The sequence below is a fragment of the Pseudomonas fluorescens genome (assembly GCF_902498195.1).
Taxonomy (GTDB): domain Bacteria; phylum Pseudomonadota; class Gammaproteobacteria; order Pseudomonadales; family Pseudomonadaceae; genus Aquipseudomonas; species Aquipseudomonas fluorescens_BU.
Genome location: NZ_CABVIY010000001.1, coordinates 280,176 through 305,115 on the forward strand (window position 1 = coordinate 280,176; position 24,940 = coordinate 305,115).

Here is a 24,940-nt window from a genome sequence, read left to right on the forward strand (position 1 = left end):
AGTTGATCTCTGAACCAGCTCTTATTGTTTTTATTTTGTTCGCCGCGGAACAACACGTGTAGGAGCTGCCAAAGGCTGCGATCTTTTGATTTTTAGAAGCAAGATCAAAAGATCGCAGCCTTCGGCAGCTCCTACAAGGGCCGCGAACAGTTCATAGAGTGTTGTTCACTAATGTTCATTGTCAATCGTTGAACTGTTCAGTTGTTCAGCCTCGATTGTTCATTTGTGTTCAGCATCGAACGCGAATTTTTTGCGATTCAAAAGATTTTCCAAACAGATCAATGGCTTGAAATTTCTGGCACAAATGTCGCTATACAGCTCCGGTCGCTTGACTCCAAAAATAAAAAAGGCCGAGCCATGTCATTAACCCTGGAGCATGTCAGCCGCACCGTCGAGGGCCAGACCTGGATCGATGATGCGTGCCTTAGTTTCGAACCCGGATCCTTCAACGTTTTGCTCGGGCGCACGCTGTCCGGCAAAACCAGTCTCATGCGCCTGATGGCCGGGCTGGACAAGCCGGACAGCGGTCGCATCCTGATGAATGGCGTCGATGTCACCCAGCGCCCGGTACGCCTGCGCAACGTGTCGATGGTCTATCAGCAGTTCATCAATTACCCGACCATGACCGTCTTCGAGAACATCGCCTCGCCCTTGCGCCAGGCCGGCGTGTCCAGCGAGCTGATCCAGAGCAAGGTGCTGGAAACCGCGAAGATGCTGCGCATCGAGAAATTCCTCAAGCGCTATCCCCTCGAACTCTCCGGCGGCCAGCAGCAGCGCACGGCCATGGCCCGGGCGCTGGTCAAGGACGCCGAGCTGATCCTGTTCGACGAACCGCTGGTCAACCTCGACTACAAGTTGCGTGAAGAGCTGCGCCAGGAAATGCGCGAGCTGTTCAAGGCCCGCCACACCATCGCCATTTACGCCACCACCGAGCCCAACGAAGCCCTGGCTTTGGGCGGCACCACGACCATTCTTCATGAGGGCCGGGTGATTCAGAGTGGCAAGTCGTCGGAGGTCTATCACCAGCCTCAGACCGTGCTGGCAGCCGAACTGTTCTCCGAGCCGCCGATCAACCTGATGCCGGGTCGCATTGCCGGCAACGAGGTGAGTTTCGCCAATTTCGTGCACTTCCCGCTGAACGTCGATTTGCGTCCGGTGGGCGAGGGCGAGTTCCGCTTCGGTGTGCGCCCCAGTCATATCTCGCTGGTGCCGAGCAACGACGATGACCTGGAACTGGCTGTGACCGTCGAAGTCGCGGAAATCAGCGGCTCGGAAACCTTCCTGCACGTGCGCAACGAGCATTTCCTGCTGGTGCTGCACTTGCCCGGCGTTCACGAATACGACGTCGATGCGCCGATCCGCATCTACATCCCGACCCATAAACTGTTTGTGTTCGATACGCAGGGGCGGCTGGTCCAGGCGCCGGGCCGGCGTATCGCGAGGGTTGCCTGATGGCCGAAATCCGTTTGCAGAACCTCGCCCACAGCTACACCAAGACGCCGAGCGGTCCCGAGGACTACGCGATCCGCGAGATGGATCATATCTGGGAGCAGGGCGGCGCCTTCGCCTTGCTCGGGCCGTCGGGCTGCGGCAAGTCGACCTTGCTCAATATCATTTCCGGCTTGCTCAGCCCGTCCCAGGGCCATGTGCTGTTCGACGGCAAGGCGGTCAACGACCTGACGCCGGAGAAACGCAACATCGCCCAGGTTTTCCAGTTTCCGGTGGTCTACGACACCATGACGGTGTTCGACAACCTGGCCTTCCCGTTGCGCAACCAGGGCATGGCCGAGGCGAAAGTTCACACCAAGGTGCAGGAAATCGCTGAAGTCCTCGACCTGCAGAACCTGCTCGACAAAAAAGCCCGCAACCTCACCGCCGACGAAAAGCAGAAAGTCTCCATGGGCCGTGGGCTGGTGCGCGACGACGTGTCGGCGATCCTGTTCGATGAACCGCTGACGGTGATCGACCCGCACCTGAAGTGGAAGCTGCGGCGCAAGCTCAAGCAGATCCACGAGCAGTTCAACATCACCATGGTCTACGTCACCCACGATCAGCTGGAGGCCTCGACCTTCGCCGACAAGATCGCGGTGATGTACGGCGGCCAGATCGTGCAGTTCGGCACGCCGCGGGAATTGTTCGAGCGGCCGAGCCACACCTTTGTCGGCTATTTCATCGGCAGCCCCGGCATGAATCTGATCGAGGTGCAGCCGCAACCGGGCGGTGTCGGGTTCGCCTCAACCCATTTGCCGCTGTCAGAGGCCATGCAAAAACGCATCGCCGAGTCGACCTGGCACACCTTGAAGGTCGGCATTCGGCCGGAGTTCGTGCACGTGTGGGACGAGCCGTTTGATGACGCGATGCGGGCACAAGTCGTACACGTCGAAGACCTTGGCACCTACAAAATCATGACACTGAGCCTCGACGGCGTGCCGCTCAAAGTACGCCTGGCCGAAGACAAGCCGGTGCCTGAAGGCACGGCGTACATCAGTTTTCCAGCTCAATGGCTGATGGTCTATGCCGACGAATTCCTGCTGGAGCCGCAAGCTATCGGTGAGGTGCAGCCATGAACAAGGTGCAGAACAACAAGGCCTGGTGGCTGGTGCTGCCGGTGTTCCTGCTGGTGGCGTTCAGTGCGGTGATCCCGATGATGACCGTGGTCAACTACTCGGTGCAGGACATCTTCGACCAGTCCAGCCGCTACTTCGTCGGCGCCGACTGGTACAAGCAGGTGCTGCTCGACCCGCGTCTGCACGACTCGTTGCTGCGCCAGTTCATCTATTCGGCCTGCGTGCTGCTGATCGAAATCCCCCTGGGGATCGCGATTGCCCTGACCATGCCGACCAAGGGTCGCTGGTCGTCGGTGGTGCTGATCATTCTGGCGATTCCGCTGCTGATCCCGTGGAACGTGGTCGGCACCATCTGGCAGATCTTCGGCCGGGCCGACATCGGCTTGCTCGGTTCGAGCCTCAACGCCATGGGCATCAGCTACAACTATGCGGCCAACACCATGGACGCCTGGGTCACCGTACTGGTGATGGATGTCTGGCACTGGACCTCGCTGGTCGCCCTGTTGTGCTTCTCCGGCCTGCGGGCGATTCCGGATGTGTACTACCAGGCGGCACGCATCGACCGGGCCTCGGCCTGGGCGGTGTTCCGGCACATTCAGTTGCCCAAGCTCAAGAGCGTGTTGCTGATCGCGGTGATGCTGCGCTTCATGGACAGTTTCATGATCTACACCGAGCCGTTCGTGCTCACCGGTGGCGGGCCGGGCAATGCCACGACCTTCCTCAGCCAGACCCTGACGCAGATGGCGATCGGGCAGTTCGACCTCGGCCCGGCGGCGGCGTTTTCGCTGGTGTACTTCCTGATCATCCTGTTGGTGTCCTGGCTGTTCTACACCGCCATGACTCACTCTGACGCCAACCGCTGAGGCCCGCCATGAGCAAGAGAAAGCTGATTCCGCTGCTGATCTACATCCTGTTCCTGCTGGTGCCGATCTATTGGCTGCTGAACATGTCCTTCAAGAGCAACACCGAAATCCTCGGCGGCCTGACGCTGTTTCCCCAGGATTTCACCTTCCATAACTACAAGGTGATCTTCACCGACCCGGCCTGGTACACCGGTTACCTCAACTCGCTGTATTACGTGAGCCTGAACACGGTGATCTCCCTGAGCGTGGCGTTGCCGGCGGCGTACGCGTTCTCGCGCTATCGCTTTCTCGGCGACAAGCACCTGTTCTTCTGGCTGCTGACCAACCGCATGGCGCCGCCGGCGGTGTTCCTGCTGCCGTTCTTCCAGCTGTATTCCTCGATCGGTCTGTTCGACACCCACATCGCCGTGGCGCTGGCCCATTGCCTGTTCAACGTGCCGTTGGCGGTGTGGATTCTCGAAGGCTTCATGTCCGGTGTGCCGAAGGAAATCGACGAAACGGCCTACATCGACGGCTACAGTTTCCCCAAGTTCTTCGTGAAGATTTTCATCCCGCTGATCGGCTCCGGCATCGGTGTCACGGCGTTTTTCTGCTTCATGTTTTCCTGGGTCGAACTGCTGCTGGCGCGAACGCTCACCTCGGTGAACGCCAAACCGATCGCGGCGGTGATGACCCGCACCGTGTCGGCGTCCGGCATCGACTGGGGCGTGCTGGCGGCGGCGGGGGTGTTGACCATCCTGCCCGGCATGCTGGTGATCTGGTTTGTTCGCAACCATGTGGCCAAGGGCTTTGCCCTGGGCCGGGTATGAGGAATTGATGATGGAATGGATGAGCTGGACCGTCCCGACGGCGGCATTCTTCATTGTGATTGGCTTGATCCTGGTGGGCATGACCACCTGGGAGTTGCGTTCGCCGAGCATTCTTCGGCGTGGCTTTTTGCCGATTGCCACCACCCGTGGCGATCGGCTGTTCATCGGTCTTCTCGGCAGCGCCTACCTGCATTTGCTGGTAATCGGCGTGACCGACTGGAGCATCTGGATAGCGTTCGCGTTGTCCCTGGTGTGGCTGTTGGCTGTGATGCGTTGGGGCTAGTCGAATCGCTCGGCAATGTTGCTCCGAAATCTAATAAGGAGGTCTCTATGTTCGACAAAAACAATAAGCTGCGACATAGCATTTCATTGGCAGCCATGCTGGCACTCAGCGGTTTGAGCGCTTCGGCCTGGGCCGATGCCTACGAGGACGCGGCGAAAAAGTGGATCGGCAGTGAGTTCAAGCCGTCCACCCTGACGGCCGATCAACAACTCGAAGAGCTGAAGTGGTTCATCAAGGCGGCGGAGCCGTTTCGCGGGATGAGCATCAAGGTGGTCTCGGAAACCATCGCCACCCACGAATACGAGTCCAAGGTGCTGGCCAAGGCGTTCAGCGAAATCACCGGGATCAAGCTGACCCACGACCTGCTGCAGGAAGGCGACGTGGTGGAAAAGCTGCAAACCCAGATGCAGTCTGACAAGAACATCTATGACGGCTGGGTCAACGACTCGGACCTGATCGGTACGCACTTCCGCTACGGCAAGACTGAATCGATCACCGACCTGATGGCCAATGAAGGCAAGAACTTCACGTCGCCAACCCTGGACCTCAAGGATTTTATTGGTCTCTCGTTCACCACCGCGCCGGACGGCAAGCTCTATCAGCTGCCCGACCAGCAGTTCGCCAACCTGTACTGGTTCCGCGCCGACTGGTTCGAACGCGCGGACCTGAAAGCCAAGTTCAAGGAAAAGTACGGCTACGAATTGGGCGTACCGGTGAACTGGTCGGCTTATGAAGACATTGCCAAGTTTTTCAGCGAAGACGTCAAGGAAATCGACGGCAAACGCGTCTACGGGCACATGGACTACGGCAAGAAAGACCCGTCCCTGGGCTGGCGCTTTACCGATGCCTGGTTCTCGATGGCCGGTGGCGGCGACAAGGGCCTGCCCAACGGTTTGCCAGTGGATGAGTGGGGTATCCGCGTCGAGGATTGCCACCCGGTCGGCTCCAGCGTGACCCGTGGCGGCGACACCAACGGTCCGGCGGCGGTGTTCGCCACCACCAAATACGTGGACTGGCTGAAGAAGTACGCGCCACCGGAAGCGGCGGGCATGACCTTCTCCGAGTCGGGACCGGTACCGTCCCAGGGCAGCATTGCCCAGCAGATCTTCTGGTACACCGCCTTCACCGCGGACATGACCAAGCCAGGCCTGGCGGTGATGAACGCCGATGGCACGCCGAAATGGCGCATGGCACCGTCTCCACGCGGACCGTACTGGGAAGAGGGCATGAAGCTGGGGTATCAGGACGTGGGTTCCTGGACGTTCATGAAGTCCACGCCTGAGAAACAAAAACTCGCGGCCTGGCTCTATGCGCAGTTCGTGACCTCGAAAACCGTGTCGCTGAAGAAAACCATCGTCGGCCTGACGCCGATCCGCGAATCGGACATCAACTCGCAAGCCATGACCGACCTGGCACCGAAACTCGGCGGCCTGGTGGAGTTCTACCGCAGCCCGGCCCGCGTGCAATGGACCCCGACCGGGACCAACGTGCCGGACTATCCACGCCTGGCGCAACTGTGGTGGAGCCACATCGCCGAAGCCGCCAGCGGCGAGAAAACCCCGCAAGAGGCACTCGACGGCCTGGCCAAGGATCAGGACGCCATCATGTCCCGCCTGGAACGTTCGAAAGCGCAAACTACTTGCGCCCCGAAAATGAACCCCGAGCGCGACGCGCAATACTGGTTCGATCAACCGGGCGCACCGAAACCGAAACTGGCGAACGAAAAGCCGAAAGGCGAAACCGTGAACTACAACGATCTGCTGAAATCCTGGGCAAACGCGCCTAAGTAAACGGCTGGAATGAGAAATACGAACGGCACCGGAAGGTGCCGTTTTTTTTGGCGCCTGGTAAGGCCTCTTCGCGAGCAAGCCCGCTCCCACAGTTGATCGCAGGTGTCCGCTCACCCTCGGTCCCTGTGGGAGCGGGCTTGCTCGCGAAGAGGCCATTTCTGACAATCGATTTCTAATGGACTGCCAAATGTATATAGATCAAAAGATCGCAGCCTGCGGCAGCTCCTACAGGATGTATCTCATCCTCATGTAGGAGCTGCCGAAGGTTGCGATCTTTTGAAGTTGAATCCTACAAAAACAAAAACGGCACCCAAAGGTGCCGTTTCTGTTTTCTACCAAGTACCGCTAAGCGATCAACCCGCCAACCCCGATTGCTGAACCAGGTTCAGCAGTGGCTGTGGATACAGGCCGAGGAAGAACGCCATGACGGCAATGGCCAGCAGCATCACACCGCCTGCCTTCTGTTCCCAGTGCAGCTGTGCATCGTGGCGACGCAGGTTCGGTTCGATCAGGTACAGGGTGACCATGACGCGCAGGTAGTAGAACACGCCGATGGCGCTGCCCAGTACCAGGGAACCGACCAGCCACCATTGGTGCGACTCGACGCCGGTGGCGATGATGTAGAACTTGCCGATGAAGCCCGCGGTCAGCGGGATACCGGCCAGGGACAGCATCATCACGGTCAGGACGGCGGTCAGGTACGGACGGCGCCAGAACAGGCCGCGGTATTCGTACAGGGCGTCCGCGTCACGGCCGTTGTACGGCGAGGACATCAGGGTGATCACGCCGAACGCGCCGAGGCTGGTGATCACGTAGGTGACCAGGTACACGCCGATGGCTTCCACGGCCAGGCCTTTGCTCGCCACCAGGGCGATCAGCAGGTAGCCGAAGTGGGCGATGGACGAGTAACCCAGCAGACGCTTGAGGTTGCTCTGGGTCAGGGCCAGCAGGTTACCGAACAGGATCGACGCGATGGCGATGATGGTCAGCACGTCGCTCAGGACACCACTGCTTGCCGCCGGCGAGATCTGGAACAGACGCACCATCACCGCGAACACCGCCACTTTGGAAGCGGTGGCCAGGAAGGCTGCGACCGGTGCCGGAGCACCTTCGTAGACGTCCGGGGTCCAGAGGTGGAATGGCACCAGCGACAGCTTGAACGCCAGGCCGATCAGCATCATGCCCAGGCCCAGTTGCGCCAGCGAGCTTGGCAGGCCGGTGGCGGCCAGGGCCTGGCCGATACCGACGAAGCTCAGGCTGCCGGAGTCGGCATACAGCAGCGCCATGCCGAACAACAGGAACGCGGAGCCGGCGGCCGACAGCACCATGTACTTGATGCCGGCTTCCAGCGAACGCTTGTTGAAGAAGGCGTAGGCCACCAGGCCGTAGACCGGTACCGAGAGCAGCTCCAGACCGATGAACAACCCGGCCAGGTGTTGCGCGCTGACCAGCACCAGGCCACCGGCGGCGGCCATCAGGATCAGCAGGTACAGTTCTTCACGGTTGCCCGGGTAGCCCGAACCGCCGTCGCCGAGGTAGGCGTGGGCGAGAGTGACGCAGGCGAGGGTGGCGACCAGGATCAGCGCCATGTACAGGCAGGCGAAGGTGTCGATCTGCAGCAATGGGGTCACGGCCAATGGCGCGACTTTCAGGGCTGGCAGGATCGACAGCAAAGCCAGGTTAAGACCCGCCACCGACAGCAGGAAGGTCTGGGAGTGGTTGCGGCGCCAGGCGATGGCCAGCATCACCACGATGACCGTGGCGCTGGTGATCAGCAGCGGCCCCAGCGCGATAAAGTGTTGAAGTGTGAATTCCATAGCGCTCTTACCGGGCCGAAGCGAGTTGAGTGAAGGCGGTGCCGAGCCATTGCTGCACGCCATGCATCGTAGCGGCAGAGGTATCGAGGAACGGTTGCGGGTAGACGCCGAGGTAAATCAGCAGTGCTGCCAGACCGACCACCATGATCATTTCGCGACCGTCCATGCCATGCAGCACCGCGTCCGACTTGGACGGGCCGAAGTAGGCACGGTGGATCATGATCAGCGAGTAGACCGAACCGAACACCAGGCCGGACGTCGCGATGATCGTGACCCACGGCGCGAACGGGAAGGTGCCGATCAGGATCAGGAACTCGCCGACGAAGTTACCGGTACCCGGCAGGCCCAGGGACGCGGCCGCGAAGAACAGGCTGAGGGCCGGCAGGTAAGCGATCTTCGACCACAGGCCACCCATTTCACGCATGTCGCGGGTGTGGGTGCGTTCGTACAGCTGGCCGCTGAGGATAAAGAGTGCGGCGGCCGAGACACCGTGCGCCAGCATCTGCATCACCGCGCCCTGCAGCGCCAGTTGGCTGCCGGAGTAGATGCCGATCAGTACGAAACCCATGTGGGAAACGGACGAGAAGGCAATCAGACGCTTGATGTCGGTTTGCGCAAACGCCAGGAATGCACCGTAGAAAATCCCGATCAGGCCCAGGGTCATGGCGATCGGCGCGAACTCGGCCGACGCGTTCGGGAACAGCGGCAGGGCGAAACGCAGCAGGCCGTAGGCCGCGGTCTTCAGCAAGATACCGGCGAGGTCGACGGAACCGGCGGTCGGTGCCTGGGCGTGAGCGTCAGGCAACCAGGAGTGGAACGGTACGACGGGCAGCTTGACCGCGAAGGCGATGAAGAAGCCGAGCATCAGGATGTACTCGGTGGTCACCGACATCTTGGTTTTCAACAGGTCGGCGTAGTTGAACGTAATCACGCCGGTGTCGTTGAAGTTGACCAGTACCAGGCCCAGGATCGCCACCAGCATGATCAGGCCGGAAGCCTGAGTGAAGATGAAGAACTTGGTCGCCGCGTAGATCCGGGTTTTCTTGCCGTCCGAAGAACTGTGACCCCAGAGCGCGATGAGGAAGTACATCGGCACCAGCATCATTTCCCAGAAGAAGAAGAACATGAACAGGTCGAGGGCCAGGAACACGCCGACGACACCGCCCAGGATCCACATCAGGTTCAGGTGGAAGAAGCCAACGTGACGTTGAATCTCTTTCCACGAGCAGAGTACCGAGAGAACACCCAGCAGACCGGTCAGCAGGATCATCAGCAGCGACAGGCCGTCGAGGGCCAGGTGCACGCTGATGCCGAAACGCTGGATCCAGGTGTGCTTGAACTCAAGCACCCAGGCCGGATCGGCGCCAGGTTTTGGGGCCAACGAATAGTCGCCATGGGCCCACAGCCAGAGGCCGAGGGCGAGCAACAGGGACATGGTGATCAGCGCAATCCAGCGGGGGAGGGTGGCGCCGAAGCGCTCACCCATCCAGCACAGCAGGCCGCCGATGAAGGGGATCAGGATTAGCCAAGGCAGAATCATGACGGGCTCAATTCCTTTCGCAAGTTCGCAAGGTTCATATCAGACCGCTACCAGCACGACGGCGCCGATTACCAGCACGGCACCAGCAGCCATCGAGGCGGCATACCAACGCAGTTGACCGGTCTCGGTACGGCTCAGGGCGGTGTGACCCCCCTTGGCCATGCGCGGGATCAGACCGATGGTCTGGTCGAGCGGGTCTTTGCGCAGGATGTGGCTGATCGCCAGGTAAGGCTTGACGAACAGTTTGTCGTAGATCCAGTCGAAGCCCCAGGCAGCGAACCACCAGGCCGACAGGAAGCGGCCGATGCCGCTGTTGGCGATGGCCGTGACGAAGCGACGCTTGCCAAGGAACAGCAGCGCGGCCAGCAGGATACCGGCCAGGGCGATGGCGCCCGAGGCGATTTCCAGGCTGTGCTTGGCTTCGCCGCCGGCATGGCCGACGCTTTGCGGCAGTACACCGTGCAGCGGTGGAACGATCATCGCGCCGATGAAGGTCGACAGTACGATCAGCACCGACAGTGGCAGCCAGTGAGCGATGCCGTGACCGGCGTGGGCTTCGGTCTTCGCTTCACCGTGGAACGCGATGAAGATCAGGCGGAAGGTGTACAGCGAAGTCATGAACGCGCCGACCAGACCGGCATAAAGCAGGCCGTGGTTGCCGCTGGCGAACGCTTCCCAGAGGATTTCGTCCTTGGAGTAGAAGCCCGCGGTCACCAGTGGCAGGGCCGCCAGGGCCGCACCGCCGACGATGAAGCTGGCGTAGGCCAATGGCAGTTTTTTCCACAGGCCGCCCATCTTGAAGATGTTCTGCTCGTGGTGGCAGGCAACGATCACCGCACCGGAAGCAAGGAACAGCAGGGCCTTGAAGAAGGCGTGGGTCATCAGGTGGAAGATCGCGCCATCCCAGGCGCCAACGCCCAGGGCCAGGAACATGTAGCCAATCTGGCTCATGGTCGAGTAGGCGAGGATACGCTTGATGTCGGTCTGGACCAGGGCTGCAAAACCGGCCAGTACCAGGGTCACGCCACCGACGATGCCTACCAGATGCAGGATTTCCGGTGCCAGGGTGAACAGGCCGTGGGTACGGGCGATCAGGTAGACACCCGCCGTTACCATTGTTGCCGCGTGGATCAGTGCCGAAACCGGGGTAGGACCGGCCATCGCATCCGCCAGCCAGGTTTGCAGCGGCAGTTGCGCGGATTTACCGACCGCACCACCGAGCAACATCAGGGTGGCCATGACCATCCAGAAGTCGCCGGCCTGGAATTTCTGCGGTGCCAGCACCAGCAGTTCCTGGACGTTCAGCGTGCCCAGCTGGGCGAACAGGATGAACAGGCCGATGGCCATGAACACGTCGCCGATACGGGTCACGATGAAGGCTTTGAGTGCGGCGTTACCGTTGTTGCGGTTGCTGTAGTAGAAACCGATCAACAAGTACGAGCACAGGCCCACGCCTTCCCAGCCGAAGTACAGGAACAACAGGTTATCGCCCAGGATCAGGAACAGCATGCTGGCGATGAACAGGTTGGTGTAGGCGAAGAAACGCGAATAGCCGTCTTCACCGCGCATGTACCAGGACGCGAACAGGTGGATCAGGAAGCCGACGCCGACCACCACACCAAGCATGGTCAGGGACAGACCATCCAGGTAGAGCGCGAAGTTCGGCGTGAAGCCTTCCACCGCCATCCACTGCCATAACACCTGGGTGTAGTGGCCGCCTTCCGGTGGCGCGACGTTGAATTGCCAGATCACGTAGGCCGTGACGATGGCAGACAAGCCGACGGAACCGACGCCGATCAGGGCGGCGAGGTTTTCCGAGAGGCGTCCACGGGAGAACGACAGCAGCAGGAAACCAATCAGGGGGAATACGAAAGTCAGAAAGAGTAGGTTCATCCGCGCATCTCACTGGCAGCGTCGATATCGAGCGTGTGGAAGCGGCGATACAGCTGCAACAGGATCGCCAGGCCGATACTGGCCTCGGCGGCTGCCAGGCTGATCACCAGGATGAACATGATCTGTCCATCCGGCTGCGCCCAGCGGCTGCCGGCAACGATGAACGCCAGGGCGGAGGCATTCATCATGACCTCCAGGCTCATCAGCACGAAGAGAATGTTGCGGCGGACCATCAGGCCGACCAGACCGAGGCAGAACAGGATGCCGGCGACCGCCAGACCATGCTCCATAGGGATAGCAGGCATCGTCATTGCTCCTTGGCTTCGTTGCGGCCCAGGTGGAACGCCGTGACGGCTGCGGCGAGCAGCAGCATCGAGGCGAGTTCAACCACCAGCAGGTAAGGACCGAACAGGCTGATGCCCACGGCCTTGGCGTCTACGGTGGTGTGGCCGATGGCTTCGCCGGTCTGGTGGGAGAACAGCACATACAGCAGTTCCACCAGCAGCAAGGCAGCGAGGGCGACCGGGCCGCCCCAGATACCGGGCTTGAGCCAGACGCGCTCTTGCTGAACCGAGGCGGGCCCCAGGTTCAGCATCATCACCACGAACACGAACAGCACCATGATGGCGCCAGCGTAGGCGATCACTTCCAGTACACCGGCGAACGGCGCGCCGAGGGCGAAGAACGTCATCGCCACGGCAATCAGCGAAATGATCAGGTAGAGCAGGGCGTGCACAGGGTTGGTGTTGGTGATCACGCGAAGCGTGGACACCACCGCGATACCCGATGCGAAATAGAAAGCGAATTCCATCTTTCTTCCTTAAGGCAGCAAGCTCTTCACGTTGATCGGTTCGGCTTCATTCTGCGCGGAGCCTTTGGGCTTACCGGCAATCGCCATACCTGCAACACGATAGAAGTTGTAATCAGGGTTTTTGCCGGGGCCGGAGATCAGCAGATCTTCTTTCTCGTAAACCAGGCCCTGACGTTTGAACTCGGCCATCTCGAAATCCGGTGTCAGCTGGATCGCGGTGGTCGGGCAGGCTTCCTCGCAGAGGCCGCAGAAAATGCAGCGCGAGAAGTTGATGCGGAAGAAGTCCGGGTACCAGCGACCGTCTTCGGTTTCAGCTTTCTGCAGCGAGATGCAACCGACCGGGCATGCCACGGCGCACAGGTTGCAGGCTACGCAGCGCTCTTCGCCGTCGGGGTCGCGGGTCAGGACGATACGGCCACGGTAGCGCGGCGGCAGGTAGACCGGTTCTTCCGGGTACTGCAGCGTGTCGCGCTTGCGGAAGGCGTGGCCGAAAATCATCACCAGGCTGCGAAGCTGGGTGTAGAGGCCATGCACGATGTCAAATATGTACTTCATGATTCTCTATCCTCACTGAGCCGCGACGGCGGGCGTGTTGAGCAACACGATCGCAGCGGTCACCAGCATGTTGACGAGGGTCAGCGGCAGGCAGAACTTCCAGCTGAAATCCATCACTTGGTCATACCGTGGGCGCGGGATCGAGGCGCGCAACAGAATGAACATCATGATGAAGAACCCGGTTTTCAGTGCGAACCAGATGAACGGGATCTGCGGCAGGAGGCCGAACGGACCGTGCCAGCCACCGAAGAACAAGGTCACCAGCAGCGCCGAAATCAACACGATGCCGATGTACTCGCCGACGAAGAACATGCCCCATTTCATGCCGGCGTATTCAATGTGGTAGCCGTCGGCCAGTTCCTGTTCCGCTTCCGGCTGGTCGAACGGGTGACGGTGAGTCACGGCCACGCCAGCGATGAAGAAGGTCAGGAAACCGAAGATCTGCGGAATGATGAACCACAGGTTCTGGGCCTGGTATTCAACGATGTCACGCATGTTGAACGAGCCGACCTGGATCACGATGCCCATCAGCGACAGGCCCATGAACACTTCGTACGACACGGTCTGAGCCGAGGCCCGCAAGCTGCCCAGCAGGGCGAACTTGTTGTTACTCGACCAACCGGCGAACAGCACCGCGTAGACCGACAGGCCGGCCATGGCGAAGAAGAACAGGATGCCGATGTTGATGTCCGCCACGCCCCAGGTCGGGGTGATCGGGATGATCGCGAAGGCAATCAGCAGGGCGCTCATGGCCACGACTGGTGCCAGGGTGAAGATCATCTTGTCGGCGAACGGCGGGGTCCAGTCTTCCTTGAAGAACATCTTGATCATGTCGGCGGCGATCTGGAACGCGCCGAACGGGCCGACGCGGTTCGGACCGTAACGGTCCTGCCAGAGGGCGAGCAAACGACGCTCGACCCAGCTGAGCAGGGCTCCGCAGACCACCACGGCGAGCAGAATCACCACGGCCTTGAGGACCGCGATGATGATGTCGATCACTTCAGGAGTGAACAAGGTCATTGCACTGCCTCCTGCAGACCGTCAACGGATTTGCCAAAGATGGCTGGCGGAATGCCGGCGATGCCCGCAGGCAGTGCCACCAGACCGGCGCCCAGTTCTTCGTTGATGCGCAGTGGCAGACGCAGGGTCTGGCCCGCCACGTTCAGGCTGAGCATGGCACCATCGTTGACACCCAGGCGGTCGGCTTCGGATTTGGCCAAAGCGACGTAAGCAGCCGGAATGCGTTCCTGGACCGGCGCGGCTTTCGAAGAGTTCTCTTCGCTGCCGAGCAGGTGGAAGAACGGCACGACCTGCCAGGTACCCGGGGCCGGGTTGAACGCGCGCGGCACACTGGCGAACCAGTTCAGCGAGTCACCGGTGCTTTCGATCAGGCGGGTGCCCGGGTCGCCAGCACGGATGTGACCACCGACTTCGTCCTGGAACTTGTTCCAGGCTTGCGGCGAGTTCCAGCCCGGAGACCAGGCGAACGGCACTTGCTGACGTGGTTCGGCGGAGCCCGAGTAACCTTCCATCGAGAAGGCAAACGCGGTGTCCTTGTCCTGCGGGGTACGCGGTTCGTGCACGCTGATGTCGGCGCGCATGGCGGTACGACCGGAGTAACGCAGCGGTTCACGGGCCAGTTTCAGACCCTTGATGCGGAACGCGGCGGACGGTGCGGCATCGACGATAGCGGCCAGTTGCGGCGTGCTCGAAGCAACGGCAGCGGTAACGTGGTCCAGCTGGGTCCAGTCGATCGGCTGGTTCAGCAGGGTGGCACGCAGGGCATGCAGCCAGCGCCAGCCTTCGTGAACCAGGATGCTGGCGTCCATGTATTGCGGGTCGAACACCTGGAAGAAGCGCTGGGCGCGGCCTTCCTGGCTGACCAGGGTGCCGTCGCCTTCAGCGAAGCTGGCGGCTGGCAGGACCAGGTGCGCGCGATCGCTGGTGGCGGTCTTCTGATGGTCAGCCACGATCACCACTTTGGCGGCGGTCAGGGCAGCATCGACACGGGCCTTGTCGGTGCGGGTGTACAGATCGTTTTCCAGCACGACGATGGCGTCGGCCTTGCCATCGATCACGGCTTGCAGGGCTGCATCGACCGATTCGCCACCGAGCATGGCCAGGCCGAGGCTGTTGGCCTCCGGCACGATCAGGCTGATGGAACCGTTCTTCTCGCGCAGCTTGAGGGCCTTGGCGATGTTCGCGGCGGCTTCGATCAAGGCCTTGGAGCCCAGGGACGTACCGGCAATGATCAATGGGCGCTTGGCCGCGAGCAGGGCGTCGGCAATGCGCTTGGCCAGCTCCAGGGCTTCGGCGTCCAGGCCTTCAACGGCAGGGGCGCTGGCGTCGAGGGCGTGCGCCACGGCGAAACCGATGCGGGCCAGGTCGTCGGGAGCGGCGTGAACGCACTCTTCGGCGATGTCGTCGAGCTTGGTTTCAGCCAGGCTGGCGATGAACAGCGGGTTCAGCGCGTGCTGGCCGATGTTCTTCACCGCGGCGTCGAGCCAGGGCTGGACGCGCATGGCGTCGGCCATGTCTTCGGCCTTGCCCTTGACCGATTGACGCAGGGACAGGGCCATGCGCGCAGCGGTCTGGGTCAGGTCTTCACCGAGGACGAACACGGCGTCGTGGTCTTCGATGTCGCGCATGTTCGGTACAGGCAGCGGGCTGTCTTTCAGCACTTGCAGCACCAGACGGATGCGTTCCAGCTCGGCGGCTTCGATACCGGAGTAGAAGTGTTCGGCACCGACCAGTTCGCGCAACGCGTAGTTGCTTTCGAGGCTGGCGCGTGGCGAACCGATACCGACGATGTTGCGACCGCGGAGCAGGTCGGCGGCTTTATCCAGCGCTTCGTCGAGGGTCAGCTTGGCGCCGTTGGCCAGCAGCGGCTGGCGTGGGCGGTCGGTGCGGTTGACGTAGCCGTAGCCGAAACGGCCACGGTCGCACAGGAAGTACTGGTTGACCGAACCGTTGTAGCGGTTTTCGATACGACGCAGTTCACCGTAGCGCTCGCCCGGGGATATGTTGCAACCGCTGGAGCAGCCATGGCAGATGCTCGGCGAGAACTGCATGTCCCACTTGCGGTTGTAGCGCTCGGAGTGCGTCTTGTCGGTGAACACACCGGTCGGGCAGACCTCGGTGAGGTTGCCGGAGAATTCGCTTTCCAGGGTGCCGTCTTCAACGCGACCGAAGTACACGTTGTCGTGGGCGCCGAACACACCGAGGTCGGTGCCGCCGGCGTAGTCCTTATAGAAGCGCACGCAGCGGTAGCAAGCGATGCAGCGGTTCATCTCGTGGGAAATGAACGGGCCCAGTTGCTGGTTCTGGTGGGTACGCTTGGTGAAGCGGTAACGGCGCTCGTTGTGGCCGGTCATTACCGTCATGTCTTGCAGGTGGCAGTGACCGCCTTCCTCACAGACCGGGCAGTCGTGAGGGTGGTTGGTCATCAGCCATTCAACAACGCTGGCGCGAAAGGCCTTGGACTCTTCATCGTCGATGGAGATCCAGGTGCCATCAGTGGCAGGGGTCATGCAGGACATGACGATGCGACCACGGGTGTCGTTCTCGTCGGTGTACTGCTTGACCGCGCACTGGCGGCAAGCGCCAACGCTGCCAAGGGCGGGGTGCCAGCAGAAGTAAGGAATATCGAGGCCTAGCGACAGACATGCCTGTAACAGGTTGTCTGCCCCGTCGACTTCGAGCGCTTTGCCGTCTACGTGGATAGTGGCCATGGTTCAAAGTTCTTCGTTGGCCCGGTGTCAGCGGGCGTGGCTAATGGAATCTTGTTATCCGCGCGAATCAACACAGCCGGTAAAGGCGTCATCGCGCGAAAAGCGAAGGGCACGGACCCTTCGCCTTTTTTAAGCGTTTACGCGCCGACTACGATCGGCCTTGCCAGAGGCGGGACGGCGGCGCGGGTAGGCGCGATGCCGGCTTCGAACTCATGGCGGAAGTATTTGATGGCGCTGCCCAACGGCTCCACGGCACCCGGTGCGTGAGCACAGAAGGTCTTGCCTGGGCCGAGGAAACCGACCAGACCCAGCAGGGTCTCGATGTCGCCGGCTTGCCCTTCACCGTTCTCGATGGCCATCAGCAGCTTGACGCTCCATGGCAGGCCATCGCGGCAAGGGGTGCAGAAGCCGCAGGATTCGCGGGCGAAGAACTGCTCCATGTTGCGCAGCAGGGACACCATGTTGACGCTGTCGTCCACCGCCATCGCCAGGCCGGTACCCATGCGGGTGCCCACCTTGGCGATACCGCCGGCGTACATTTGTGCGTCCAGGTGTTCCGGCAACAGGAAACCGGTACCGGCGCCGCCTGGCTGCCAGGCCTTGAGCTGGTAACCGTCGCGCATGCCGCCGGCGTAGTCTTCGAACAGCTCGCGACCGGTGATGCCGAACGGCAGCTCCCACAGGCCCGGGTTCTTGACCTTGCCGGAGAAGCCCATGAGCTTGGTGCCCATGTCTTCACTGCCTTCGCGAGCCAACGATTTGTACCAGTCCACGCCGTCGGCAATGATCGCCGGCACGTTGCACAGGGTTTCAACGTTGTTCACGCAGGTCGGCTTGCCCCACACGCCAACGGCGGCAGGGAAGGGCGGCTTGGAGCGCGGGTTGGCGCGGCGGCCTTCGAGGGAGTTGATCAGTGCGGTTTCTTCACCGCAGATGTAACGCCCGGCGCCGGTGTGGACGAACAGCTCGAAATCGAAGCCGCTGCCCAGGATGTTCTTGCCCAAAAGGCCTGCTGCCTTGGCCTCTTCCACGGCACGGTTCAGGTGCTTGGCGGCGGTGGTGTACTCGCCACGCAGGAAGATGTAGCCACGGTAGGTTTTCAGCGCGCGAGCACTGATCAGCATGCCTTCGATCAGCAGATGGGGCAGTTGCTCCATCAGCATGCGGTCTTTCCAGGTGTTCGGCTCCATTTCATCCGCATTGCACAGCAGGTAGCGGATGTTGATGGATTCGTCTTTGGGCATCAGGCCCCACTTCACGCCCGTGGGGAAGCCTGCACCGCCGCGGCCCTTGAGGCCGGCGTCTTTCACGGTCTGGACGATGTCGTCCTGGGCCATGTCGGCGAAGGCCTTGCGCGCAGCGGCGTAACCGTTCTTGGCCTGGTATTCGTCGAGCCATACGGCTTCGCCGTCGTCACGCAGACGCCAGGTGAGCGGGTGAGTCTCGGCCGAACGCTTGATGCGGTTGGCAGGACCGAAGGAAGTCAGGGTCATACGTAGCCCTCGAGCAATTTGGCAACGCCGGCAGGCTGCACATCACCGAAAGTGTCGTCGTCGATCATCAGCGCCGGCGCCTTGTCGCAGTTGCCGAGGCAGCAGACCGGCAGCAGGGTGAAACGACCATCGGTGGTGGTCTGGCCCAGGCCGATGCCCAGCTTGCTCTGGATTTCGCTGACCACGGACTCGTGGCCGCCGATGTAGCACACCATGCTGTCGCAGACGCGGATGATGTGACGACCGACCGGTTGACGGAAGATCTGGCTATAGAACGTCGCCACGCCTTCAACGTCGCTGGCCGGGATGCCGAGGATTTCGCCGATGGCGTACAAGGCGCCGTCCGGCACCCAGCCACGTTCCTTCTGGACGATCTTCAGGGCTTCGATCGACGCCGCGCGCGGGTCTTCGTAGTGATGCAGCTCGTGCTCGATGGCCGAGCGCTCGGTTTCACTCAAGGTGAAACGGTCTGTCTGGATAAGCGTGCTGTTCATGCTTAGCGGTCCACGTCGGCCATAACGAAATCGATACTACCCAGGTACGCGATCAAGTCCGCGACCATGCTGCCTTTGATCACCGAAGGGATCTGCTGCAGGTGCGGGAAGCTTGGAGTACGAATCCGGGTGCGGTAGCTCATGGTGCCGCCATCGCTCGTCAGGTAATAACTGTTGATGCCCTTGGTCGCTTCGATCATCTGGAAGGATTCGTTGGCCGGCATGACCGGGCCCCACGAAACTTGCAGGAAGTGCGTGATCAAGGTTTCGATGTGCTGCAGCGTGCGCTCTTTCGGCGGCGGCGTGGTCAGCGGGTGATCCGCCTTGTACGGGCCTTCCGGCATGTTGCGCATGCACTGGTCGATGATCTTGATGCTCTGGCGCATCTCCTCGACGCGCACGATGCAACGGTCGTAGGCATCGCCATTGGCCGCCAGCGGCACTTCGAACTCGAAGTTCTCGTAGCCCGAGTATGGACGTGCCTTGCGCAGGTCGAAGTCGCAACCGGTCGAACGCAGGCCGGCACCGGTGACACCCCATTCCAGGGCTTGCTTGGTGTTGTAGTCGGCGACGCCGATGGTCCGGCCACGCAGGATGCTGTTGTCCAGGGCGGCTTTCTGGTATTCGTCCAGACGCTTTGGCATCCACTCGACGAAATCCTTGACCAGCTTTTCCCAGCCGCGCGGCAGGTCGTGGGCAACGCCACCGATGCGGTACCAGGCCGGGTGCAGGCGGAAACCGGTGATGGCTTCGATCACGGTGTAGGCGCGCTGGCGGTCGGTGAAGGTGAAGAACACCGGGGTCATGGCGCCGACGTCCTGGATATAGGTACCCAGGAACAGCAGGTGGCTGGTGATCCGGAAGAACTCGGCCATCATGATGCGGATGACGTCGACCTTCTCGGGCACCTTGATGCCGGCCAGCTTCTCGACCGAGAGCACGTACGGCAGGTTGTTCATCACGCCGCCGAGGTAGTCGATACGGTCGGTGTACGGGATGAAACTGTGCCAGGACTGACGCTCGGCCATTTTCTCGGCACCACGGTGGTGGTAGCCAACGTCCGGAACGCAGTCGACGATCTCTTCACCGTCCAGCTGCAGGATGATGCGGAACGCACCGTGCGCCGAAGGGTGGTTGGGACCGAGGTTGAGGAACATGTAGTCCTCGTTCGGGCCGGAACGCTTCATGCCCCAGTCTTCAGGCTTGAAGCGCGCGGCTTCTTCCTCGAGCTGTTGCTTGGCCAGGGTCAGGCTGAACGGGTCGAACTCGGTCGCGCGGGCCGGGAAGTCCTTGCGCAGCGGGTGACCTTCCCAGGTCGGCGGCATCATGATGCGGGTCAGGTGCGGGTGACCTTTGAAGTCGATGCCGTACATGTCCCAGACTTCACGCTCGTACCAGTTGGCGTTCGGCCAGATGCCGGTGACGGTCGGCACGCTGAGGTCGCTCTCGGACAAGGCGACCTTGATCATCACGTCACTATTACGCTCGATCGACATCAAGTGATAGAACACGGTGAAGTCGGCGCCGCCTGGCAGCCCTTGACGCTTGGTGCGCAGACGCTCGTCCACGCCGTGCAGGTCATAGAGCATGACGTACGGCTTGGGCAGGTTGCGCAGGAAGGTCAGGACTTCGACGAGTTTGGCGCGGGCAACCCAAAGCACCGGCATGCCGGTGCGGGTAGGCTGGGCGGTGAACGCCTCGGGGCCAAAACGGTTGTTCAGTTCGACGACCACATCCTGGTCGTCTGCCTTATAAGGCGGGATGTACAGAGCACTGCCTGTAGTCATGGTTATTTATCGCTTTCGGTCAACGTAAAGAATGAAGCCAGTTTTTCGTTTCTTTGAAACAGCGGAACTGGATCAGACTTCGTCGGGGCTGCGCAGGTTGGTGACTGCGATACGCTGTTCGCGGCGCTTTTCCTTCTCGGAAGGCATCTCGGCGCGATACACGCCTTGATCGCCAACGACCCAGGAAAGTGGGCGACGCTCCTGGCCAATCGACTCCTGCAACAGCATCAAGCCTTGCAGGAAAGCTTCAGGGCGGGGCGGGCAGCCAGGCACGTAGACGTCCACGGGCAGGAACTTGTCCACCCCTTGAACGACCGAGTAGATGTCGTACATGCCACCGGAGTTGGCGCACGAACCCATGGAGATGACCCATTTAGGCTCGAGCATTTGCTCGTAGAGACGCTGAATGATCGGCGCCATCTTGATGAAGCAGGTGCCGGCGATAACCATGAAATCCGCCTGGCGCGGCGATGCCCGGATAACCTCGGCGCCAAAGCGCGCGATGTCGTGGGGCGCCGTGAAGGCGGTGGTCATTTCCACGTAGCAGCACGAAAGACCGAAGTTATACGGCCACAGGGAGTTCTTGCGCCCCCAGTTGATCGTGCCGTTAAGCACGTCTTCCAGCTTGCCCATGAAAATGTTTTTGTGGACTTGATCTTCTAACGGATCGGAAACGGTTTCCCGTTCGCCAATCGGATACTGCTCGTTAGGAGCATCGGGGTCGATCCTGGTGAGATTGTATTGCATTGCCAAAGCCTCATTGTTTCAGCTTCGCTTGCCGCTTGCGCCGAGCTTCCGGAGCCCAGTCAAGGGCGCCCACTCGGAATAGGTAGACAAGGCCTGCCAACAGAATTGCTATGAAAACGAGAGCTTCGACGAATCCGGTCCAGCCGCTTTCGCGGACGGACACAGACCATGCAAAGAGAAAGAGGGCTTCGATATCGAAGATCACGAACAGCATCGCGACCAGATAGAATTTGGCTGAGAGCCGCAAGCGGGCGCCACCTGTAGGTAGCATGCCGGACTCGAACGGTTCGTTTTTGCTGCGACCCCAGGCTTTTGACCCGAGGAGGCTGGAGACACCAAGCATGAAGGCACAGAGGCCGACAACGCCCAGAAGGAAAATGGCAAAGCCCCAGTTGTGGGCCATGAGTCCTGTCGCTTCGGGCATGCTGGTAATCCTTAACAGAGAGCAAGGGTCTCTGAGCTTGAATAGAAACAAAGCAGTGACGATATGTCGCAGCAATCAATCCCGCTGATTTTATGGCACAACACCCTGCAAGTAAAATTCCTATAGCGAAATTATTTATAGGAATAAGGACATAGCGCGGGCGAAAAGCGCCGTAGGCCTTGCGTTGCGGGCATTAGGCGGCTTTTTGGGAAATATGTTTTTCATGCAGTGCAACGAATAGACTTGCCACTAAATGATAATCAATATTGTTTGCGGCGGTTTTTAAACTGTTTAACGGAATGAGGGTCGGGAAGTTGTCTTATATGGGGGTTACTGTAGGAGCTGGCGAGTGAAACGAGGCTGCGATCTTTTGATTTTTCTTAGAAGCAATATCAAAAGATCGCAGCCTCGTTTCACTCGTCAGCTCCTACAGGTTTTGGGGGGTGTTGGTGGAGTCGTGGGCAAAAAAAACGCCCCGAACCAGTCGGGGCGTTAGATGTGCAGCGTTGCGGTTTCTATAGGGTCCGCAACGGCCGTTGACTCAGGCGAAGCCGATCAGTGGAACTGTTCTTCTTCGGTCGAACCGGTCAGCGCGGTCACCGAAGACGAGCCACCCTGGATCACAGTGGTCATGTCGTCGAAGTAGCCGGTGCCCACTTCCTGCTGGTGAGCCACGAAGGTGTAGCCCTTGGCGGCGTCAGCGAATTCCTGCTCTTGCAGCTTCACGTAGGCAGTCATGTCGTTGCGGGCGTAGTCGTGCGCCAGGTTGAACATGCTGTGCCACATGTTGTGAATGCCGGCCAGTGTGATGAACTGGTGCTTGTAGCCCATGGCGGACAGTTCGCGCTGGAACTTGGCGATGGTCGCGTCGTCCAGGTTTTTCTTCCAGTTGAAGGAAGGCGAGCAGTTGTACGACAGCAGTTGGTCCGGGTATTCCTTTTTGATCGCTTCGGCGAAGCGGCGAGCTTCGTCCAGGTCCGGCTTGGCGGTTTCACACCAGATCAGGTCGGCGTACGGCGCGTAAGCCAGGCCGCGAGCGATTGCCTGGTCGAGACCGGCGCGCACTTTGTAGAAGCCTTCCTGGGTGCGTTCGCCAGTCACGAATGGCTGGTCGTACGGGTCGCAGTCGGACGTCAGCAGGTCAGCCGCGTTGGCGTCGGTGCGGGCCAGGATGATGGTCGGCGTACCGGCAACGTCAGCGGCCAGGCGGGCAGCGGTCAGCTTTTGTACGGCTTCCTGGGTAGGAACCAGTACCTTGCCGCCCATGTGGCCGCATTTCTTCACGGAAGCCAGTTGGTCTTCGAAGTGAACGCCAGCGGCGCCTGCTTCGATCATGCTCTTCATCAGCTCGTAGGCGTTCAGTACGCCGCCGAAACCGGCTTCGGCGTCAGCCACGATTGGCGCGAAGTAGTCGATGTAGCCTTCGTCGCCCGGGCCTTTGCCGGCTTTCCACTGGATCTGGTCGGCACGACGGAACGAGTTGTTGATGCGCTTGACCACGGTTGGAACCGAGTCCACCGGGTACAGCGACTGATCCGGGTACATCGATTCGGCCGAGTTGTTGTCCGCAGCCACTTGCCAGCCCGACAGGTAGATCGCCTGGATGCCGGCTTTGACTTGTTGTACAGCCTGGCCGCCGGTCAGGGCGCCCATGCAGTTGACGAAATCTTTTTCAGGACGGAAGGATGGCTTGGCGCCCTGGGTGACCAGGTTCCACAGCTTCTCGGCGCCGAGTTTTGCAAAGGTGTGCTCAGGTTGAACCGAGCCACGCAGGCGGACGACGTCAGCAGCGGAGTAAGCGCGTGTCACGCCTTTCCAGCGTGGGTTCTCAGCCCAGTCTTTTTCGAGGGCTGCAATTTGCTGTTCGCGTGTCAGTGCCATGGAGATAAACCTCGTCGCGTCTTGTATGAAAAGTTGTTCTGCGGTGGAAAGTCCTGCGCTCGCTGACCAGAAGCTTAGGCGGTCAAGTCGGATTCGGCGGGGAGGGCGACGGGATGAACGATGGGCTCGAGGGGAAGTGAGCAGGTAAAGGCGAACTGCGGGCGCATTCGGGCGTCGTGGGCCTTGGTACGAACATCAGTGTGGTGCCGGGTTACCTAATAACGCTTCCGTCCCTCGGGACAACTTCGTTCCAGTCGACAACCTCGTCAAACACACCTTGTGGGCGGTACAGACACGAAGCGGTTCGCGGGGGTAGGTGCGAACATCGCCTCGAAGGCCCTTGCCAGGGCCCCTGATTAGCGGGAGCGAGGCCATCATGCCTTTGCTTTTTTGACTCGTCAAACGTTTTGTAGTGCTTTTTTTGGAGCACTACATCTTTGGTCTAATACGACTCGTCAGTCAGTATTCGGTGCTTCAGTCCAATGCATCGACCTTCACTCGCAAGGTCATGTCATCGCGCCCCTGGGTAGCGTAGTTGCGGGTCAGGCCCTGTTTGTCGGCCTGTGTCTGGCGATTCACCCCGGCCAGCAAGATCCATTCGCCCAGGCGGCCGGTGACGGTTGTGTCGGTACTTTGTACGTTCACTACATCGGGACGTTCCTGGCTCATGCGGTCACGATTGGTGCTGATCGACAGGTGAACGATCTCGCCCGTGACGTTGGCGGTGACGTAAAAACCCTGGGTAACATTGCGGTATTCGGTCTGGCTGCGCAGGTCGCCGTAGGAGTCGACCTGGGTGCTGGTCAGCGGCACGCTCTGGCCGACCTGGATCAGGGCGGGCATGCCATCGGTGGCCTGGATTTGCTGGATGCCGCCATCGCGACTGTCGGTGCTGCGATTGATGATGCGGGTCTGGCTTGGCTTGGCGCCGTTCACCGAATAACCCTGATCGCCCTGAAAGTTGTTTTCGTTGGTGTCGACGGTGATCAGCAGGCGTTTGGGGGCGGTATCGAGTTGGGATAAAAGTGCCTTGAGTTCGTCGATTTTGCGCTGATCGGCGTTGACGATGAGCTGGTTTCCATAAGCGCTGACCTGGCCATCCTTGCCGATGAAGTCCTGCGCTACCGGCAACATATAGGCACTGGTGTGGTAGTTCAGTGGCACGATTTCGGTGGCGGCCATGGCCGAAAGACTGCAGGTCACCAACAGGGTGGTGAGCAGGGTGCGTAGGGACATATCCGTTATCTCCGCCAACTTCAAAGTGTTGATATTGCCAGTTTGTCGGCTCGCGGTGGGGCAAGTTGAATCCTAGACGGCAAAACGCCCCGGCATTCGAAAATGGCGGGGCGTTTTGGGGTGTTCTTCAGGGCCTCTTCGCGAGCAAGCCCGCTCCCACACTCGATTGATGGTGTTGCCGAAATCTGTGGCAACTCACTGTTCTAATGTGGGAGCGGG

The 24,940-nt window shown here is 60.4% G+C and carries 21 protein-coding genes; 6 read left to right on the plus strand and 15 right to left on the minus strand.

All coding sequences use genetic code 11. The annotated features are described in order from the left end of the window. Positions 1 to 357 precede the first annotated feature (357 nt). The 6 genes from F8N66_RS01225 to F8N66_RS01250 are packed head-to-tail and all read left to right on the plus strand — an operon-like array spanning position 358 to position 6,312. Positions 358 to 1,452 carry an ABC transporter ATP-binding protein gene (locus F8N66_RS01225; protein WP_150768444.1) on the plus strand — a complete coding sequence of 365 codons (1,095 nt, stop codon included), beginning with the start codon at positions 358 to 360 and terminating at the stop codon, positions 1,450 to 1,452. Next, on the plus strand, positions 1,452 to 2,567 hold the full coding sequence (locus F8N66_RS01230; RefSeq protein WP_150768445.1) for an ABC transporter ATP-binding protein: 1,116 nt from the start codon (positions 1,452 to 1,454) through the stop codon (positions 2,565 to 2,567). Before F8N66_RS01225 ends, F8N66_RS01230 begins: the two co-directional genes overlap by 1 nt. Beyond that, positions 2,564 to 3,430 carry a carbohydrate ABC transporter permease gene (locus F8N66_RS01235; protein ID WP_056854628.1) on the plus strand — a complete coding sequence of 289 codons (867 nt, stop codon included), beginning with the start codon at positions 2,564 to 2,566 and terminating at the stop codon, positions 3,428 to 3,430. Before F8N66_RS01230 ends, F8N66_RS01235 begins: the two co-directional genes overlap by 4 nt. An 8-nt stretch (positions 3,431 to 3,438) precedes the next feature. After that, positions 3,439 to 4,239: a carbohydrate ABC transporter permease gene (locus F8N66_RS01240; protein ID WP_046032508.1), complete on the plus strand. Its 801-nt coding sequence runs from the start codon at positions 3,439 to 3,441 to the stop codon at positions 4,237 to 4,239. Between the two features lie 10 nt (positions 4,240 to 4,249). Then, the gene (locus F8N66_RS01245; RefSeq protein ID WP_150768446.1) at positions 4,250 to 4,522 is read left to right on the plus strand and encodes a DUF2160 domain-containing protein; all 273 of its coding nucleotides are present in this window, start codon (positions 4,250 to 4,252) and stop codon (positions 4,520 to 4,522) included. 47 nt (positions 4,523 to 4,569) lie between these two features. Then, the gene (locus F8N66_RS01250; protein WP_150768447.1) at positions 4,570 to 6,312 is read left to right on the plus strand and encodes an ABC transporter substrate-binding protein; all 1,743 of its coding nucleotides are present in this window, start codon (positions 4,570 to 4,572) and stop codon (positions 6,310 to 6,312) included. Positions 6,313 to 6,665: 353 nt separating this feature from the next. Here F8N66_RS01250 and nuoN read toward each other — a convergent pair whose 3' ends face one another. From nuoN to F8N66_RS01325, 15 genes are all read right to left on the minus strand, one after another. After that, positions 6,666 to 8,129, minus strand: a complete 1,464-nt coding sequence (gene nuoN / locus F8N66_RS01255) for an NADH-quinone oxidoreductase subunit NuoN (RefSeq protein ID WP_150768448.1) — start codon at positions 8,127 to 8,129, stop codon at positions 6,666 to 6,668. A 7-nt stretch (positions 8,130 to 8,136) separates the two neighbouring features. Next, positions 8,137 to 9,669: an NADH-quinone oxidoreductase subunit M gene (gene nuoM / locus F8N66_RS01260; RefSeq protein ID WP_150768449.1), complete on the minus strand. Its 1,533-nt coding sequence runs from the start codon at positions 9,667 to 9,669 to the stop codon at positions 8,137 to 8,139. A 39-nt stretch (positions 9,670 to 9,708) separates the two neighbouring features. Continuing rightward, positions 9,709 to 11,562 carry an NADH-quinone oxidoreductase subunit L gene (gene nuoL / locus F8N66_RS01265; RefSeq protein ID WP_150768450.1) on the minus strand — a complete coding sequence of 618 codons (1,854 nt, stop codon included), beginning with the start codon at positions 11,560 to 11,562 and terminating at the stop codon, positions 9,709 to 9,711. Further along, a complete protein-coding gene (nuoK, locus tag F8N66_RS01270; RefSeq protein ID WP_007946416.1) occupies positions 11,559 to 11,867 on the minus strand; it encodes an NADH-quinone oxidoreductase subunit NuoK in 309 nt (102 codons plus the stop codon). The genes nuoL and nuoK overlap by 4 nt, the downstream gene beginning before the upstream one ends. Before the next feature lie 2 nt (positions 11,868 to 11,869). Then, entirely contained in the window at positions 11,870 to 12,373 is a 504-nt protein-coding gene (gene nuoJ, locus F8N66_RS01275) for an NADH-quinone oxidoreductase subunit J (protein WP_150768451.1), read from the minus strand. A 9-nt stretch (positions 12,374 to 12,382) separates the two neighbouring features. Beyond that, on the minus strand, positions 12,383 to 12,928 hold the full coding sequence (gene nuoI / locus F8N66_RS01280) for an NADH-quinone oxidoreductase subunit NuoI (RefSeq protein WP_224790418.1): 546 nt from the start codon (positions 12,926 to 12,928) through the stop codon (positions 12,383 to 12,385). A 12-nt stretch (positions 12,929 to 12,940) separates the two neighbouring features. Then, positions 12,941 to 13,948: an NADH-quinone oxidoreductase subunit NuoH gene (gene nuoH / locus F8N66_RS01285; RefSeq protein ID WP_150768453.1), complete on the minus strand. Its 1,008-nt coding sequence runs from the start codon at positions 13,946 to 13,948 to the stop codon at positions 12,941 to 12,943. Further along, positions 13,945 to 16,659, minus strand: coding sequence for an NADH-quinone oxidoreductase subunit NuoG (gene nuoG, locus F8N66_RS01290; protein ID WP_150768454.1), 2,715 nt, complete (start codon positions 16,657 to 16,659; stop codon positions 13,945 to 13,947). Before nuoG ends, nuoH begins: the two co-directional genes overlap by 4 nt. 137 nt (positions 16,660 to 16,796) lie before the next feature. Further along, on the minus strand, positions 16,797 to 18,152 hold the full coding sequence (gene nuoF, locus F8N66_RS01295) for an NADH-quinone oxidoreductase subunit NuoF (protein ID WP_150768455.1): 1,356 nt from the start codon (positions 18,150 to 18,152) through the stop codon (positions 16,797 to 16,799). Beyond that, positions 18,149 to 18,646, minus strand: a complete 498-nt coding sequence (gene nuoE, locus F8N66_RS01300; protein WP_008053447.1) for an NADH-quinone oxidoreductase subunit NuoE — start codon at positions 18,644 to 18,646, stop codon at positions 18,149 to 18,151. Before nuoE ends, nuoF begins: the two co-directional genes overlap by 4 nt. A gap of 2 nt (positions 18,647 to 18,648) precedes the next feature. Then, positions 18,649 to 20,433 carry an NADH-quinone oxidoreductase subunit C/D gene (gene nuoC / locus F8N66_RS01305; RefSeq protein ID WP_150768456.1) on the minus strand — a complete coding sequence of 595 codons (1,785 nt, stop codon included), beginning with the start codon at positions 20,431 to 20,433 and terminating at the stop codon, positions 18,649 to 18,651. Between the two features lie 72 nt (positions 20,434 to 20,505). Further along, complete coding sequence (locus F8N66_RS01310; RefSeq protein ID WP_007946424.1) at positions 20,506 to 21,180, minus strand: NuoB/complex I 20 kDa subunit family protein; 675 nt, start codon at positions 21,178 to 21,180, stop codon at positions 20,506 to 20,508. A 10-nt stretch (positions 21,181 to 21,190) separates the two neighbouring features. Further along, positions 21,191 to 21,604, minus strand: coding sequence for an NADH-quinone oxidoreductase subunit A (locus F8N66_RS01315; protein WP_003223812.1), 414 nt, complete (start codon positions 21,602 to 21,604; stop codon positions 21,191 to 21,193). 555 nt (positions 21,605 to 22,159) lie between these two features. Continuing rightward, entirely contained in the window at positions 22,160 to 23,485 is a 1,326-nt protein-coding gene (gene aceA, locus F8N66_RS01320) for an isocitrate lyase (RefSeq protein ID WP_008032724.1), read from the minus strand. 474 nt (positions 23,486 to 23,959) lie between these two features. Continuing rightward, positions 23,960 to 24,721: a secretin N-terminal domain-containing protein gene (locus tag F8N66_RS01325; protein ID WP_150768457.1), complete on the minus strand. Its 762-nt coding sequence runs from the start codon at positions 24,719 to 24,721 to the stop codon at positions 23,960 to 23,962. Positions 24,722 to 24,940 lie beyond the last annotated feature (219 nt).

Bases quoted from the DNA above. Each gene is read 5' to 3' on its own strand.
- nuoL (WP_150768450.1), bottom strand. From the start codon at position 11,562: ATGAACCTACTCTTTCTGACTTTCGTATTCCCCCTGATTGGTTTCCTG.
- F8N66_RS01310 (WP_007946424.1), bottom strand. From the start codon at position 21,180: ATGCAATACAATCTCACCAGGATCGACCCCGATGCTCCTAACGAGCAG.
- F8N66_RS01230 (WP_150768445.1), top strand. From the start codon at position 1,452: ATGGCCGAAATCCGTTTGCAGAACCTCGCCCACAGCTACACCAAGACG.
- aceA (WP_008032724.1), bottom strand. From the start codon at position 23,485: ATGGCACTGACACGCGAACAGCAAATTGCAGCCCTCGAAAAAGACTGG.
- nuoK (WP_007946416.1), bottom strand. From the start codon at position 11,867: ATGCCTGCTATCCCTATGGAGCATGGTCTGGCGGTCGCCGGCATCCTG.
- F8N66_RS01235 (WP_056854628.1), top strand. From the start codon at position 2,564: ATGAACAAGGTGCAGAACAACAAGGCCTGGTGGCTGGTGCTGCCGGTG.
- nuoC (WP_150768456.1), bottom strand. From the start codon at position 20,433: ATGACTACAGGCAGTGCTCTGTACATCCCGCCTTATAAGGCAGACGAC.
- F8N66_RS01250 (WP_150768447.1), top strand. From the start codon at position 4,570: ATGTTCGACAAAAACAATAAGCTGCGACATAGCATTTCATTGGCAGCC.
- F8N66_RS01245 (WP_150768446.1), top strand. From the start codon at position 4,250: ATGGAATGGATGAGCTGGACCGTCCCGACGGCGGCATTCTTCATTGTG.
- nuoE (WP_008053447.1), bottom strand. From the start codon at position 18,646: ATGAACAGCACGCTTATCCAGACAGACCGTTTCACCTTGAGTGAAACC.
- nuoI (WP_224790418.1), bottom strand. From the start codon at position 12,928: ATGAAGTACATATTTGACATCGTGCATGGCCTCTACACCCAGCTTCGC.
- nuoH (WP_150768453.1), bottom strand. From the start codon at position 13,948: ATGACCTTGTTCACTCCTGAAGTGATCGACATCATCATCGCGGTCCTC.
- F8N66_RS01240 (WP_046032508.1), top strand. From the start codon at position 3,439: ATGAGCAAGAGAAAGCTGATTCCGCTGCTGATCTACATCCTGTTCCTG.
- F8N66_RS01315 (WP_003223812.1), bottom strand. From the start codon at position 21,604: ATGCCCGAAGCGACAGGACTCATGGCCCACAACTGGGGCTTTGCCATT.
- F8N66_RS01225 (WP_150768444.1), top strand. From the start codon at position 358: ATGTCATTAACCCTGGAGCATGTCAGCCGCACCGTCGAGGGCCAGACC.
- nuoJ (WP_150768451.1), bottom strand. From the start codon at position 12,373: ATGGAATTCGCTTTCTATTTCGCATCGGGTATCGCGGTGGTGTCCACG.
- nuoF (WP_150768455.1), bottom strand. From the start codon at position 18,152: ATGACCCTGACTTCCTTCGGTCCTGCCAACCGCATCAAGCGTTCGGCC.
- nuoG (WP_150768454.1), bottom strand. From the start codon at position 16,659: ATGGCCACTATCCACGTAGACGGCAAAGCGCTCGAAGTCGACGGGGCA.
- nuoM (WP_150768449.1), bottom strand. From the start codon at position 9,669: ATGATTCTGCCTTGGCTAATCCTGATCCCCTTCATCGGCGGCCTGCTG.
- F8N66_RS01325 (WP_150768457.1), bottom strand. From the start codon at position 24,721: ATGTCCCTACGCACCCTGCTCACCACCCTGTTGGTGACCTGCAGTCTT.
- nuoN (WP_150768448.1), bottom strand. From the start codon at position 8,129: ATGGAATTCACACTTCAACACTTTATCGCGCTGGGGCCGCTGCTGATC.